This is a genomic window from Thalassospiraceae bacterium LMO-SO8 (genome assembly GCA_031655335.1).
In the GTDB taxonomy this organism is placed as follows: Bacteria; Pseudomonadota; Alphaproteobacteria; order Rhodospirillales; family Casp-alpha2; genus UBA1479.
The window spans coordinates 1,745,859-1,760,635 of record CP134226.1; the positions used below are offsets into that span (position 1 = coordinate 1,745,859).

Sequence of the window (14,777 nt, forward strand, 5' to 3'; positions counted from 1 at the left end):
GCAGCAGGAGACGACACGGATGAGCGGCAAGATCGCCCTGATGGTGGAATTCGGCGTCCGCCCCGAACGGCGGGCCGACTTCCTCGCGCTGATGCGGTCCCACGCCAAGATGACGCTGGACTCGGAGCCGGGCTGCGAGCAGTTCGACGTGCTCGACCCGGTGGAGACCAGCGACAGCGTGTTTCTCTACGAGCTTTACACGGACAAGGCGGCCGTCGACGCGCATATGAACTCGGCGCTGCTGGCGTCGACGCGCGGCAGCTACGACGACATGATCACGTCGAAACGCGTGGTTTGGTGCAAGGTGACGTAAGACCACCTGCCAAGGCAAAACGAAACACCCCGGCCATTCTTGGCCGGGGTGTCTTTTTATGCGTATGCGGCGTCCGTGGCGGGCCGGAGCGTGGGCGTTATCCGCCGTTGCGCTTCAGCGTCATCAGGCGCAGGGCGTTCAGCTTGATGAAGCCCTGGGCGTCGCGCTGGTCGTAGACCTGGTCTTCCTCGAAGGTGACCAGGGCCTCGTCATAGAGGCTGTTGGGCGACTTGCGGCCGGTGACCATGACGTTGCCCTTGTACAGCTTGAGCCGCACCGTGCCCGTCACGCGCTCCGCCGCCTTGTCGATGGCGGCTTGCAGCATCTGGCGTTCCGGCGCGAACCAGAACCCGTTGTAGATCAGTTCCGCATAGCGCGGCATCAGCTCGTCGCGCTGGTGCATGGCGCCGCGGTCGAGGGTGATGCTCTCCATGGCGCGGCGCGCGGCGAACAGCACGGTGCCGCCGGGGGTCTCGTAGACGCCGCGCGACTTCATGCCGACGAAGCGGTTTTCGACGATGTCCAGGATGCCGATGCCGTTGGCCCCGCCCAGCTCGTTCAGCTTGGTCAGCAGGGTGGCGGGCGACATCTTCTCGCCGTTCACGGCGACGGCGTCGCCGCGCTCGAAATCGATGGTGATTTCCGTGACCTTGTCGGGCGCGTCCCAGGGGGCGACGACGCGGGTGTAGATGCTGTCGTCGGCCTCGATCCAGGGGTCTTCCAGCACCTTGCCTTCGGACGAGATGTGCAGAAGGTTGGCGTCCTGGGAATAGGGAGCTTCGCCGCGCTTGTCCTTGGGGATCGGGATCTGGTGCTTCTCGGCGTATTCGATCAACCGGGTGCGCGAGGTCAGGTCCCATTCGCGCCAGGGGGCGATCACGCGGATCGAGGGGTTGAGGGCGTAATAGCCCAGTTCGAACCGCACCTGGTCGTTGCCCTTGCCGGTGGCGCCGTGGGACACGGCGTCGGCGCCGGTTTCGGCGGCGATCTCGATCTGGCGCTTGGCGATCAGCGGCCGCGCGATGGAGGTGCCCAGCAGGTAGGTGCCTTCGTACAGCGCCGCCCCCCGGAACATGGGGAACACGTAGTCGCGCACGAACTCCTCGCGCAGGTCCTCGACGAAGATCTGCTTGATGCCCAGCATCTCGGCCTTCTTGCGCGCGGGCTCCAATTCGCCGCCCTGGCCCAGGTCGGCGGTGAAGGTCACGACCTCGGCGCCGTAGGCGTCCTGTAGCCAGCGCAGGATGACCGAGGTATCCAGGCCGCCCGAATAGGCGAGCACGACTTTTTTCACGTCTTTGGTCATGGCGGGTTCCCTGATGCGGCGCGGGCGCAAAAGCGGCCCGGCGGAAAGACGGCGCAGTATAGGGATTTCGCCTGCCGCCGCAATACGCCGGCCCGCAAAAATCCCGAGACCGCGGGATCAGAAATGATACAGCACGCTGGCGGCGAACACGTTGGAATAGGCGGTGTCGGACAGGATATAGAGCTCCCATTCACCGCGCAGGGTCAGGCGGTCGGAAAACCGATAGTCCGCCCCCAGGCCGAGCACGGCGCCCGCGCCCGTTTCCTCCTGGGGGTTGGCCGTCGCCGCACTGTCCGCATCCTCCCACCACAGGCTGACGCCCGCGCGGACAAACGGTTTTAAGGGCGTGTTCAGGGGCAGGCTCAACAGGGCGCTTGTCGTGAAGGCATGGAACTGGCTTTCCTCCGTCGTCCCGTTGGCGAAGTGTTCGTCGAATGCGCCGACTTTGCCGATCGACGCCTCGAAGGCCAGGACGTCGTTGGGCCGGTAGCCGCCGAAGACCTTCCAGGCGAAGGGTTTCTCGTTAAGGGTCGTGTTTGCGTTGTCGCTCTCGTAATCGAACACGCCCAGGCCCAGGCCGACGCCGGCGTAGAACCGCTGCGGGCGGCCGATCGTTTGGTCTTCGGCGGGTGTGAATTGCTTTTGGCTGGCATAGCGGGCGGCGGGGTCGCTGTCCCCGCCCGGGGGCGCGGCGGCCTGGCCCCGCGGCGGCGCCCATGTGGGTGCGGGCCGCGGCGTCGGCGTGCGGTATCCCGGATGGGACGGGTTGGTTTGGGCGGCGGATGGCGTCGAGTAGGCGGCAGGGACCGGCGCCCGATAAACCGGCGTCGCCGGATAGGCCGGGGGTGCGGGCGGGTTGACGGCGCTGGCCGGTGCGGGGGCGGGCGGTATGGGCCGCACGTTCGGGTTGCCGCCTTCGCGTACAAGCCAATCGTTGACGGACAGGCCGCCGGCTTGGGCGAGTTCCTGCGGGGCCGGTTCTTGCCGATCCAATGGTTGCCGGGACAACTCGACCGGCCGCGCCAGGGCCTCGGCCGGGCCGCCGTCGAACAGCATTTCGCCGCCGCCGGCGGCGGCAACCTCGAAAGGTTGCGTCGGGCGCGGCGTCTTGCGCCTGGCCGGCAGGGCCTCGGCATGGGGTTCCGGGCCGGTGGACGTGGGCGTCACAGTGATGGTGGTGTGCGGCGCCGGCAGCAGAATCCGCGGGCGCGCCGGGGCGGATGCCGGAGACGGCGCGGCGGCAAGATCGATGACGATGCGGGCCCCCTGGCCGTCCTTGGGCAGCAGGGTGAACTGGCGGCGGATGTTGGCGGGGCGCCGCGTCTTGATGATCAGGCGGCTGCCGCGGGGATCGCGGTTGATCTCGATGGCGCGGATGATGCCCTGGGCCTGGGCCTGGGGCGTGCCGGCGGCATCGGACAGGGTGGCACCCGTCACCATGACGACGATCTCGTCCGTGCCGGGAAAGGCGAACTTGTAGGGAACGGGGGTGCGGGTTTCCAGCACCAGACGGGTGAAACCCTTGTGCAGGCCCGTGCGGACCTCAAGGCCCGGCGCCGGCTCCGCCGCATGGGCGGGCAGCGCGACAAGGCCCCAAACAAGGCCCGCGGCGAAAAGGTTGCGGATCAGGCGCAACACGGTCATGAACCCCCAGCTCGGTGATCTCCGATAACAGCCTAATTTTAAGGAGAAACCAGTTAAGACTGTCTGAAGGCGGGGACGGGGCCTAGGGGCGGAGGGCGATGCCGCGCCGGTCGTAGAGGTAATGCTTCAGCAGCAGCGGCACCACGGCGCCGATGTAGCTGCCCATCACCACGTCGGATACGTAATGAACGCTGGCCAGGAAGCGGCTGGCGGCGACGGCGGCGGCGAAGGTGAACAGCAGAGGCCACAGCCGGGGAAAAATCAAAAACAGCGACACGGCCAGCGACCACACCATCTGGGAATGACCCGAGGGGTAGGAGTTCATGCCGAAATCCGTGTTGAAGGGGACGAAGCCGTACAGGCCGTTTTCCAGCAGCTCGCGGGGCCGCATGCGGCCGATCAGGAACTTCAGCAGGTTGACCAGCACGCCCGCCGAGGCGATGGAAAGGATCACGAACAGGGCCGCGTGCATGGCACGGCGCAGGTGTTCGCTCCCCTCGGCCATGCGGCGGCGCAGGACCCAGCAGACGGCGGCGGTCAGGGCGGCGGCCGCGAAATAGAATTCCGGCTTGCCCAGCGCCCCCACCGTATGGCCGAAAAACCGCCGCTGGTCGGCGTCGAAGGCGGCGCGGAAGAACCGCGCGGCGGCCTCGTCGACAAATGCCATGCACAGGGCTGAGATGGCGGCGGCGGCGAGGAACCCGCCAATGATCAGGCTCCAGTTCAGGGGCTTTGCGGCGGTTTTGCTCATTTGGCTGGGACCTTCCGCACGAAGACATGCAGGGTCACGGGCTTGCCCTTGGAATAGTTGATGCCGGATACCCGGGCGGCTTCGCGGACCTCCGCCGCCCGGTCGCCGAGCGCCTTGGTGAAGGCGGGCAGTTCCCGGCCCTCGATGATGGCGGCGGCCCGAGGTTCGTTCAACAGGTGCTGGGCGGCGGCACCGCCCGAGGTCAATATTGTTTTTGTTCCGGAAAGAAAAACCAGGGACGGTTCGGAAAATCCGGCGGCGGCTGTCACGGGAACGGCGCCATCCTTGAATTCCGCCGCCACGGCATTGGCCGCGCGCGCGGCGACCCACATGGGCGCGAAGCCCGCGACCATCAGCCAGACCACCATGGCGGTCAGGATGCCCCCGGAAATCAGGGAATTTTCCAGGGCTTCGGTGATCACGTGGTGTTTCATGGCGGCCGCCGTGGTGGCCAGAAGATAGACCGCGAACAGGGCAAAGAACCAGGTGCGCCAGGTCGGATCGAGCCCGAAATGAAGGGGCAGATAGGCGGCCGCGCCGCCCAGGGTCAGGCCGACCAGGGCCCAGAGCCCGCCGGTCAACCACAGGGCCCGCTTGTCGTACCAGGGGGCCTTGCCGTCGAGAATCGCCATGGCGGACCGCGCGCAGATCAGGGCCAGGGCCGGATAGAGCGGCAGCACGTAATGGGGCAGCTTGGTCGGAATGATTTCCATCAGGATCCAGGCCGGGAGCAGCCAGGCGAGGCAGAAACGCAGCGCCGGGTCGGTGCGTTCCTTCCACGCGCGGAACAGAGCCGGCCAGGCCAGGAACACCCCAGGCCAGAAAAACAGAAGCATGGTCAGGACATAGTATCCCGGCGGGGCACCATGGCTTTCCTGCCCGCCCAGAAGCTTGGGGATCAGGTCCGTGGTGATCGCCGTCATGACGAAGCCGTCGCCGCCGTCCCCTTTGTCGCCGACCATGAGGAACCAGGGCAGGGCGAGGACCAGCATCAGCGGCAGACCCCAGAGCCAGCCGAGCCCCTTGATCCAGCGGGCATCGCGGTCGGCGACGGCGAGGGTTGCCAGGGTCAGGGCGGCGATCAGGGGCGCGATCGGCCCCTTGATGAGAATGCCGGCGGCCAGCGCCAGCCAGAACAGCAGCGACCAGCCGATCCCGGCTGTTTCGTCTTTCCCCCGCCGGGCCGCCAGGTAATGACGGGCCAGCGGCAGCATCAGGGCCAGGACGCAGGCCAGCAGGACCGCGTCGGTCTTGGCCTGATGGGCCTCCAGGATCAGCAGGGTCGACGCCGCCAGCATGGCCGCCGCCGTGAACGCCGCGCGCCGGTCGAACAGCAGACAGCCCAGGGCGAAGGTCAGCAGCACCGCCGCCCAGGCGCCGATCACCGACGGCACGCGGTAAGCCCAGATCTCCCGCGCCGCCACGTCGGACAGCAGGGTAACGCTGGCCGCCTGCAGCCAGTGGATGCCGGCGGGCTTCTTGTGGCGGGGCTGGTCCTGGAAGCGGATGTCGACGAAATCCCCGGTTTCCAGCATCTGCGCCGTCGCCTGGGCGAAGCGGGCCTCGTCCCGGTCGAGCGGCGGCAGGCTGGCGATGCCCGGCAGGAACAGGATGCAGCAGAACAGGGTCAGCAGGGCATAGGGTTTCCAGCCCAGGGTCGGATTGATCAGCAGGCGGCGGCCCAGGCGCGGGGCTTTTTTGGCGGCGGCGCTCATGCGGGCGGCGCCGAAATGGGTTTGTCGCCGACGAACCATACGTCCATGCGCGCCCAATAGAACGCGACGTGGTCCTTGATGGCGGCGCAGGCCGGGATCGGGTTGGGATAGGCCCAGGCCAGGTCGGTTTCCTCGATGTCACCCAGCCGGAAGGTCCAATATCGCGCCTCGCCCTTCTTGGGGCAGGTCGTGCGGGTTGCCGTCGCGGTCAGGAATTCGGCCGTGCGCACGTCCTCGGGCGGGAAATAGAACACGGCGGGATGGCCGTCCTCGCGCAGAATCTTGGCGTTCGTGCTGTCGGCGATGACGATGCCGCAGATCGCGGTGCGCACGCGGCCGGGGAAATCGGCGATTTCAATCCCGCCGGCGGCCATTACCGGATCAGGCATTGCCCGCCGCGTCGCGCGGGGCGGGGTCGGCGCCCTCGGGAACCAGGGCCTCGACACGGGCGGTCATGCGCTTCAGGCGCTCGCGCTCGCTGGCCGATTTCAGCTGTCCGCAGGCGGCCATGATGTCGCGCCCGCGGGGCTGGCGGATCGGCGACGAGAAGCCGCCGTCGTTGAGGATGGTGACGAACTTGTCCATGGCCTCGGGCGTCGAGCATTCGTAGGGTGCGCCCGGCCAGGCGTTGAACGGGATCAGGTTGAACTTGACCGGGATGCCCTTGGCCAGGCGCAGCAACTGCCGGGCGTCGGCCTCGGAATCGTTGACGCCCTTCAGCATCACGTATTCGAAGGTGATGCGCCGGGCGTTGTTGGCCCCGGGGTATTCGCGGCAGGCGCGGATCAATTCCTTCAGGGGATACTTCTTGTTGATGGGCACCAGCACATCGCGCAGTTCGTCCGTCACGGCATGCAGCGACACGGCCAGGTTGACGCCCAGTTCCGCGCCGCATTTTTCCATCATCGGCACCACGCCCGAGGTCGACAGGGTGATCCGCCGCTTGGACAGGGCGATGCCCTCGCCGTCCATGATGATCTTCAGCGCCTTCGATACGTTATCGTAATTGAACAGGGGCTCCCCCATGCCCATCATCACGATGTTGGAAATCATCCGCCCGCCGTCCATGGGCGTCGGCCATTCGCCGTAACTGTCGCGGGCGACCATGAACTGGCCGACGATTTCCGCCGAGGTCAGGTTGCGCACCAGCTTCTGCGTGCCCGTGTGGCAGAACGTGCAGGTCAGGGTGCAGCCGACCTGGGACGAGATGCAGATCGCCCCCCGGTCGTCCTCGGGGATGTAGACGGTTTCCGCCTCGTTGCCGTCGGCGAACTTGACCAGCCACTTGCGGGTGCGGTCGCTCGACGTCTGCTCGCGACTGACGACGGGCTTGCGGACCTCGAACACCTCGGCCAGCTTTTCGCGCAGCGGCTTGGCCAGGGTCGTCATCCGGGCGAAGTCGGTTTCACCCTGGTGATAGATCCAGTGCCACAACTGCTTGGTGCGGAACGGTTTTTCGCCGACAGCCGCGACCGCTTCGGCCAGTTCCTCGCGGGACAGGCCGACCAGATTGGTCTTTTCGGGGGCGGTTTCCATCGTCATGGGCCCTCATATAGCGCGTCCGGGCCCGCTTCCCAACGTGAAAACGCCAAGAAGGCTAGAACCCGCAGGCCTTGCCGATGGCTTTCCAGGCGGCGGTGAAGCCCTTGAGCGAATAGGTGTCCGTCGTCAGGGTGCCGCGCGACGAGGTGCCCTTCACGACCATGTCCGCGCCCCGGATCATGGCGTCGACCAGGGCCGCGTCCTTGCCTTCCTCGGCGAAGGCATGGCCGCCCGAGGTGAACAGCTTGTAGGTCTTGTCGCCGATGGTCACCGTGGCGTCCGAGCCTTCCTTGTAGTCGTAGCCGGTGGTCACGGAAACGACGCCCTTTTCCTTGTCCTTGGGCCGATGGGTGACCAGCATGACGACGCGGCCGCGCGCGGAATACTTGCCTTCCATCTTCTTGGGCTCGGAGCCCATGTAGCAGATCTTGGCCCCGGCCTCGTTGGCCGTGTAGGCCTCCCAGTCGTCGAACAGGCCGATCAGCTCCGGCGCGGCCTGGGCGGCGGCGGGGGTCAGGATGGCCAGGGCGGCAAGGGCGGCGGCGGCGATGCATTTTATCATCGCTCATAGATAGCCGGGACGGCGGCGGGCCTCAAGCCCGGGCGACGGGATAACTTTCCGGCCCCCTTGCCAGGGCCGCCGTTCGGTGGCATGGGAAGGCATGACGAAAAGCATCCATTCACCGGCCCCCGCGATCATCGAGGTCACGCGCGGCACCCTGGTCGAAAGCCGCCACCGCGTTCATGCGGCGGTCGCCGACGCGGCCGGAAACATCATCCACGCCTGGGGCGACGCGGATAAGGAAATCTACCCCCGCTCCGCGATCAAGCCGCTGCAGACCCTGGCCCTGATCGAAACGGGGGCGGCCGACCACTGGCGCCTGACCGACGAGCGCATCGCCCTGGCCACCGCGTCCCATTCCGCCTCGGCGGCGCATATCATGGCGGTCGAGGCTTGGCTGGACGACATCGGCCGGGGCGAAGGTGACCTGGAATGCGGCCCTCAGATGCCGACGGACGAGGCCGCGGCCCATCGCCTGATCAAGCAGGGCGACGCCCCGACGCGCCTGCACAACAACTGTTCGGGCAAGCACACGGGCTTTCTCGCGACGGCGCTGCACATGGGCGAAGATATCCACGGCTACACCGGCGCGGACCATCCGGTGCAGCGGCGGCTGTATCAGGCGCTCGTGGAAATGGGCGGGGCGGAGCTTTCGGGCACGGGGCGCGGCGTCGACGGCTGCGGCATTCCCGTCTACGGCATGCCGTTATCAGCCCTCGCCCGCGCCATGGCGAAAATGGCCGACCCGGGAACGGCCGGCCTGGGGGCCGTGCGCACGGCCGCCGTCCAGCGCATCGTGTCGTCCATGGCCAAGCACAACTTCATGGTTTCCGGGCGCGGGCGCTTCGACCATGCCGCCATGACGGCGGGCATCGCCGTCGCCAAGCGCACGGGCGTGCCCGTGTTCGCGACCAAGACGGGGGCCGAGGCCGTGCACGCGGCGATCCTGCCGGGCCTGGGCCTGGGCGTGGCGGTGAAGGCCGAGGACGGGGCCAAGCGCGCGTCCGATACGTTGATGGCGAATTTGTTGAATTTCCTGGGCGCCTTCGACGACGGGGCGCGCGCCGACATGGCGCCGTTCCTGGAGATGACCGTGGTCAACGCGGAGGGTGCGCCCGTCGGCGCCGTGCGGCCCCAGGCGGGCTGGGACCGGCCTCAGTCGTTGTAGACTTCCGGCGGCGTGTCCTCGAAGGCCTTCATGCGGGCCTGCGCCTTGCGCGAGAAGCGCCCGCCGAACTGAGGGGCGGGCAGGTCCTCGACGGGGCCGCCCTCGGCCACGGGGCGGGGCGCGAAACGGCCCTGGCTGGTCAGCCGGTCGTACATGACGATGGCCCCGGCGATGCCGACGTTGACGCAGAATGACATGGGAATCTGGATGATGTGGTCGCAGCGCCGGATCATCTCGGGGCTCAGCTCGCCGCGCTCCGGTCCCAGGACATAGGCCGCCTGCTGCGGGTGGCGGAAGCTCGGCAGTTCAATCGAATTTTCCAGCAGCTCGACCCCGACCAGCTTGCAGCCGTCCGGCAGCATCACCTGATCGGCCGTGGGAAAGCTGTAGAACGGCACATGCCCCCCGCTTTTCGAGGTGTCGGCCTTTTGCCCGATGGTGCGCTCGTAGGTCGCGTCGATGGTGAACACGAAAGACGCCCCGAAGGCATGGGCCGTGCGGAACAGATTGCCCACGTTCATGGTCTTGGAAATGCCTTCGACCCCGATTCCGAAATATCCGCGCATGGTTTGCCTTCATCCCCTGAAAGCGGGTCCGGGGCGTCTTGCCCTTTGGCCCTTGGTATGGTCAGGTTGCGCAACCTTGGCCAATTCCGGCCCGAAATCAAGTTTTGCCCAACCTGTCTTAAAAAGGAGACCCCGATGCGCGCGGTTGTCTGCACCACCTTCGACGGCATCGACGCCCTGACCTGCGTCGACGACGCCCCCGTCCCGCCGATGACCGAGAACGGCGTGCGCATCCGGGTGCAGGCGGCGGGCATCAATTTCGCCGACACCCTGATGTGCAAGGGCGAATATCAGGTCAAGCCGCCGTTCCCGTTCTCGCCGGGGCTGGAGGTCGCGGGCGACGTGCTGGAGGTCGCCCCCGGCGTGACCCGCGTCGCGCCGGGCGATCGGGTCATGGCGACGGTGCATTACGGCGGTTACGCGTCCGAGGCGGTCACCCATGAGGCCACGGTCTTCGCCATTCCCGACAATCTGGATTTCGTCTCCGCCGCCGCCTTTCCCATCGTCTACGGCACCTCGCATGTCGGCCTGGTCGACAAGCTGAAGGTACAGCCGGGGGAGGTCTTGCTGGTTCACGGGGCGGCCGGCGGGGTCGGCCTGACGGCGGTCGAGATCGGCAAGAAGCTGGGCGCGACGGTGATCGCCACGGCGGGCGGGCCCGACAAGCTGGCCGTGGCCAAGGAATATGGCGCCGACCATTTGATCGACTACCGCAAGGAAGACATCCGCGAACGGGTCAAGCAGTTGACGGACGGACGCGGGGCCGATTGCGTCTATGATCCGGTCGGCGGCACGGCGTTCGATGCGTCGCTGCGTTGCACGGTGCAGGGCGGGCGCATCCTGGTCGTCGGGTTCGCGTCCGGCACGGTGCCGCAGATCCCGGCCAACATCCTGCTGGTCAAGAACCTCTCGGTCATCGGCTTCTACTGGGGCGCGCACCGTACCCTCGACCCGGATTTGATCGAGCGCTCCTTCAACGAGCTTCTGGGCTGGATGGCGGCGGGCGACCTGCGCCCCCATGTCAGCCATGTGTTCGACCTGGCCGACGCGAAGGACGGCATGAACATGCTGCTGTCGCGCAAGTCGACGGGCAAGGTCGTGCTGACCACGGGGGCCGCGCCGGGCACCCTCAACTAACGGCGGGCAGGATCAGGCGGAAGGTCGAGCCGGTGCCCAGCTGGGAAGACAGGTCGATCGATCCGCCGGCCTTTTCAACGATCCGCCGGCATTCCGACAGGCCCACGCCGTCGCCGGGCACAAGGGACTGCTTGCCGCCGCGCTCGAAGCGGTTGAACACCCGGGGCTGATCGGCTTGGGAGATCCCGGCGCCGTTGTCCTTGATGTAAATCTGCACGGTGTCGCCCTGGCGCCGGGCGGAAATATCGATGGTCAGGGGCCGCTCCAGCGACCTGTACTTAAGGGCATTGTCCAACAGGTTCTGGAACACGCGGGTCAACTGCAATGGAGTGACGGCAACGGGTGGAAGATCACCGACGGTGATCTCGGCGGCGACGGCGTCGATCATCGGACGCAGGCTGTCTTGGGCTTCGCGCAGGCATTGACCGGGATCGGCGGTTTCGGCCGATGAGGCCTGCTGCGCCGACCGGGCATCGTCGAGCAGGTCGCCAATAAAGCGGTTCATGCGCAAGGCGGCCTTATGGGCGGAGGCAAGGAACGCCGCCCTCTGCTGGTCGCTCATGGCCGATGACGGCAGGATTGCGGCCTCAAGATTGCCGATCACGGCATTGAGCGGTGATTTCAGGTCATGGGCGACGGCGCCGGAAAACCGCTCCAGCTCTTCATAGGCGGCGCGCAGTTGGTATTCGGCGCGGTTGCAGGACGCCCACAACAGGCCGAGGCTCCAGCCGATCACCGTCGCCATGCCGATGAACGCGAAGGCAACATCCAGGGTCACGATCTGGTCGTTCGGTCCCACGGGCCCGTCGAATAGCGGCCGGACGAAAATGCGGAACAGCTGAAGGGCCGCGAACACCGCGAACATCGCGCCGAGAATGCGGCAGGCGGTTCTGAGGCTCGGGTCGCGTTCGCCGAAAAGATCCCGTGCGGTCAGGCCGCAGACGATGGCGAATATAACGGAGTTTACGACCAACCCGCCGGCGACGTTCTGTTTGACGACGATGAAATAATAGATGCCGGCGGCGGAAATGATCAGCGCCGCCAATTCCAGAACATAGCGCGGGCGCCGGTTCTGCAGGCGGCCCATGGCCCGCGTCGCCGACAGGATGGCGACGACGAAACACATCAGGCCGAAACCGGCGGGGCGAAAATCCATCATCGCGGCGCCGGCGCCGACGGCCAGCGCGCCGACCCCGCCGACGGTCATGGCCAGAGCCATTTCCTTCAAGCCGCCGGTCTTGATCCGCGCCAACCAGAAGGTGGTCAGGATCGCGGCCATGATGAACTGCACCACGGTCAGCGAGATCAGGATGGAGCTCATGTTGAACATAAAGACCGGCCAAACAGGGTTGCCGGCCGGCGGCGACGCGGGCCGAGGGTGCAGGATCGGCATGGGTTATAGATGTATGAAGCACCGGCGACAACAGCCAGCGCCCGCCCGGACGGGGGCCAGGCGGGGCCGGCGAAACGGAGCGGGACCGATCAGGCCGCGGCGGCGGCGGGGCGCTTTTCCGGAATGGGGATATGCAGGGCGGCGGCGGCGAAGCCGAGCGCGATGGAGCCGTACCACACCCAATCATAAGACCCGGTGGTCTGGTACAGATAGCCGCCCAGCCACACACCGAGGAAGCTGCCGACCTGATGGCTCAGGAAGGTGATCCCGAACAGCATGGACAGATAGCGCACGCCGAACATATGGGCGACCAGGCCGGACGTCAGCGGCACCGTGCCGAGCCACAACAGCCCCATGGCGCCGGCGAACAACAGGATGTTGGTCTCGGTCTTGGGAGCGGCCAGCAGGGCGATGATGCAGAGCGAGCGCAGGAAATAGAGCCAGGCCAGAACCCATTTCTTGGGGAACCGGCCGCCGAGCGCGCCGCAGGCGAAGGTGCCGACGATGTTGCACAGCCCGATCAGCGACAGGGCAAGTGCCGCGATCCGCAGGTCGATGTGCAGAAGCTCCAGGTACTTGGGGAAATGCACGGTGATGAAGGCGACCTGGAAACCGCAAACGAAGAATCCCAGGGTCAGCAGGTTGAAGCCCAGGTGACGGTAGGCACCGCCCAGGGCTTCGCCCAGGCTGATCTCGGCGCTCTTGCCCTGGCGCTGGGTGACGGGCGTGGCGTCGGGGCCGAGCGGCTGGCGCGCCAACAGAAAGGCCAGCGGCACGGCGAACAGCATGATCACGGCGAGCGCCGTCAACGCCCCGGTCCAGCCGTAGGTTTCCAGCAGCGCCTGACCGACGGGGGCCATGTAGAACTGGCCGAAGGAGCCGCCGGCGCTGGCGATGCCGAGCGCCAGGGAACGGTTCTCGGCGGGCACGCGGCGGCCGACGGCACCCAGGACGACGCCGAACCCGGTGCCGCCCATGCCGATGCCGATCAGGAACCCGGCGCCGACGTTGAACGCGAACAGACTGTCCGCCGTGCCCATGACGTACAGTCCCGCGGCGTACAGCAGGGCGCCCAGGATCATCATGCGCATGCTGCCGAACTTGTCGGCGATCGCCCCCATGAACGGCGTGGCGATGCCCCACATCAGGTTCTGCACGGCGATGGCCAGGCCGAAGTCGCCGGGCGTGATGGCGAGGTCGCGCAGGATATCGGTCTGGAACAGGCCGAAGGTGGTGCGGGTGCCCAGGTTCAGGCTGCCGATCAGGCAGCCGGCGAAGGCGACGATCCAGATGGCGATACCGATGCGTTTGGTGGACATGGCGTTTCCTCGTTGAAACCAGTAGGTCGGGGCCGGTCAGACGTGTCGGGTCAGTCGGATGCGGCGGCCGTGGGCGGAACCGTGCGGCGCATCAGCCGCGCCACCACGGCGGGCGGGGTCAGGACGAACAGGTTGCCGACCAGCACGCAGCCGACGCCGAAGATGGCGCCGGTCGTCCATTGGAAACCTTCCATCCAGGTCGATACGGCCAAGGCCACCAGGGGAAACAGGACCGATGAATAGCTGGCGCGTTCGGGCCCGATGCGGCCCACCAGGGTCAGATAGGTGGCGAAGGCGACGACGGTGGAAATGATCGCGAGGAACAAAAGCGAGCCCACGTAGGCCGTCGTCCATTCCATGCGGAATTCGGCGCCGCGCGCCAAGCAGTAGACCAGCAGGAACAGGGAGCCGTAGACCATGCCCATGGTGTTGGTGCGCACCACGCCCAATCCGCGACGCTGGTTGAGCGCCGAAATCAGCATGCCCGTGGCGGCCGAGGCGGTGCCGCAGAGGACCAGGACCATGCCCTTGGCTCCGCCCTGGGTGAGGTCGAAATGGGCCAGTTCCGGCCAGAAGATGACGGCGATGCCGCCGATCCCGAACACCGCGCCGATCACCATGCGGGGCTCCACCCGGTTGTGCAGGACCAGCGCCCCCCCGGCCACGTTCATGACGATGACGAGCGAGAACAGAATCGAGACCAGGCCCGACGGCAGATGCTGCGCGCCCAGATAGACCAGATAGAAATTGCTGCCGAACAGGAACAGGCCCTGGGCCGCGACCCAGGCGTGGTCGCGCGGCCGGAAATCGATGGCGCGCCCGGTCGCCCGGCAGAACGCGTACATCACCGCCGCCGACAGGGCGAAACGGTAGAACACGGAGACCTCGGGTGCGACGACGCCCAATTGCAGCTGGACGCCGTACCAGCTGAAACCCCAGGCGAAAACGGTCACGGCGTAAAGCAGCAGGATCACGGAATTGGTTCCGGGCCGGGGCGGCGAGGCGATCGCCGGTGGAAAAAGGGCGACGGGACCGATCGCGGGGATCGGTCCCGTCCAGGGGCACTGATCGTGCCAGGGAAAGTTTAGTCTCTTGGATCAGGAAATCCAAAACGGCTTTTCAACCTCGCGGCGAACGTCGGCCCGGGTCAGGCCCACATCCGCGAGCAGCCGCGGGTTCATCTCGTCGAGATGGCGGCGCATTTCGTACCGTTTCTGCCATTTCACGAGGGTGGTCGGGAAATTGAACACCGCCTGCGCGGCGGAAACGGTAAGCGAAGCGAGGGCCTGTCCAAGAGGAAACAGGCCCGGGCGGGCGACGGAGCGGCCCGCTGTCTGCGTGGTCGTCGATGACGAGGCCAT

The 14,777-nt window shown here is 66.8% G+C and carries 15 protein-coding genes; 3 read left to right on the forward strand and 12 right to left on the reverse strand.

All coding sequences use genetic code 11. The features are described from left to right. Positions 1-19: 19 nt before the first annotated feature. Positions 20-313 (forward strand): antibiotic biosynthesis monooxygenase family protein, encoded by a 294-nt coding sequence (locus tag RJ527_08410; GenBank protein WND77753.1) that lies wholly within the window; start codon positions 20-22, stop codon positions 311-313. 97 nt (positions 314-410) lie between these two features. Here the strand turns inward: RJ527_08410 and RJ527_08415 are convergent, their stop codons facing one another. The 7 genes from RJ527_08415 to RJ527_08445 all read right to left on the reverse strand — a co-directional run bounded on the left by RJ527_08415 (position 411) and on the right by RJ527_08445 (position 7,833). Then, positions 411-1,619 carry an argininosuccinate synthase gene (locus RJ527_08415; protein WND77754.1) on the reverse strand — a complete coding sequence of 403 codons (1,209 nt, stop codon included), beginning with the start codon at positions 1,617-1,619 and terminating at the stop codon, positions 411-413. Between the two features lie 117 nt (positions 1,620-1,736). Continuing rightward, positions 1,737-3,263, reverse strand: a complete 1,527-nt coding sequence (locus tag RJ527_08420; GenBank protein WND77755.1) for an outer membrane beta-barrel protein — start codon at positions 3,261-3,263, stop codon at positions 1,737-1,739. A gap of 82 nt (positions 3,264-3,345) precedes the next feature. Then, positions 3,346-4,014 carry a phosphatase PAP2 family protein gene (locus tag RJ527_08425; GenBank protein WND77756.1) on the reverse strand — a complete coding sequence of 223 codons (669 nt, stop codon included), beginning with the start codon at positions 4,012-4,014 and terminating at the stop codon, positions 3,346-3,348. Beyond that, positions 4,011-5,729 (reverse strand): glycosyltransferase family 39 protein, encoded by a 1,719-nt coding sequence (locus RJ527_08430; GenBank protein ID WND77757.1) that lies wholly within the window; start codon positions 5,727-5,729, stop codon positions 4,011-4,013. The genes RJ527_08425 and RJ527_08430 overlap by 4 nt, the downstream gene beginning before the upstream one ends. Continuing rightward, positions 5,726-6,118, reverse strand: coding sequence for a DUF427 domain-containing protein (locus tag RJ527_08435; protein ID WND77758.1), 393 nt, complete (start codon positions 6,116-6,118; stop codon positions 5,726-5,728). Before RJ527_08435 ends, RJ527_08430 begins: the two co-directional genes overlap by 4 nt. Continuing rightward, a complete protein-coding gene (rlmN, locus tag RJ527_08440) occupies positions 6,111-7,271 on the reverse strand; it encodes a 23S rRNA (adenine(2503)-C(2))-methyltransferase RlmN (GenBank protein ID WND77759.1) in 1,161 nt (386 codons plus the stop codon). Before rlmN ends, RJ527_08435 begins: the two co-directional genes overlap by 8 nt. 55 nt (positions 7,272-7,326) lie before the next feature. Further along, positions 7,327-7,833 carry an invasion associated locus B family protein gene (locus RJ527_08445; protein ID WND77760.1) on the reverse strand — a complete coding sequence of 169 codons (507 nt, stop codon included), beginning with the start codon at positions 7,831-7,833 and terminating at the stop codon, positions 7,327-7,329. A gap of 100 nt (positions 7,834-7,933) precedes the next feature. Here RJ527_08445 and RJ527_08450 point away from each other — a divergent pair, with 100 nt between their 5' ends. Further along, the gene (locus tag RJ527_08450) at positions 7,934-9,001 is read left to right on the forward strand and encodes an asparaginase (GenBank protein ID WND77761.1); all 1,068 of its coding nucleotides are present in this window, start codon (positions 7,934-7,936) and stop codon (positions 8,999-9,001) included. Here the strand turns inward: RJ527_08450 and RJ527_08455 are convergent. Further along, on the reverse strand, positions 8,989-9,567 hold the full coding sequence (locus RJ527_08455; GenBank protein ID WND77762.1) for an RNA methyltransferase: 579 nt from the start codon (positions 9,565-9,567) through the stop codon (positions 8,989-8,991). The two genes, RJ527_08450 and RJ527_08455, sit on opposite strands and share 13 nt — an antisense overlap. 135 nt (positions 9,568-9,702) lie before the next feature. Here RJ527_08455 and RJ527_08460 point away from each other — a divergent pair, with 135 nt between their 5' ends. After that, positions 9,703-10,704 (forward strand): NADPH:quinone oxidoreductase family protein, encoded by a 1,002-nt coding sequence (locus tag RJ527_08460; protein ID WND77763.1) that lies wholly within the window; start codon positions 9,703-9,705, stop codon positions 10,702-10,704. Here the strand turns inward: RJ527_08460 and RJ527_08465 are convergent. The 4 genes from RJ527_08465 to RJ527_08480 form a co-directional block, all read right to left on the reverse strand. After that, on the reverse strand, positions 10,697-12,025 hold the full coding sequence (locus RJ527_08465; protein ID WND77764.1) for a HAMP domain-containing sensor histidine kinase: 1,329 nt from the start codon (positions 12,023-12,025) through the stop codon (positions 10,697-10,699). The two genes, RJ527_08460 and RJ527_08465, sit on opposite strands and share 8 nt — an antisense overlap. A gap of 161 nt (positions 12,026-12,186) precedes the next feature. Further along, the gene (locus RJ527_08470) at positions 12,187-13,416 is read right to left on the reverse strand and encodes an MFS transporter (GenBank protein ID WND77765.1); all 1,230 of its coding nucleotides are present in this window, start codon (positions 13,414-13,416) and stop codon (positions 12,187-12,189) included. Positions 13,417-13,466: 50 nt separating this feature from the next. Then, complete coding sequence (locus RJ527_08475) at positions 13,467-14,390, reverse strand: DMT family transporter (protein ID WND77766.1); 924 nt, start codon at positions 14,388-14,390, stop codon at positions 13,467-13,469. 123 nt (positions 14,391-14,513) lie between these two features. Continuing rightward, positions 14,514-14,777, reverse strand: coding sequence for a DUF1127 domain-containing protein (locus RJ527_08480; GenBank protein ID WND77767.1), 264 nt, complete (start codon positions 14,775-14,777; stop codon positions 14,514-14,516).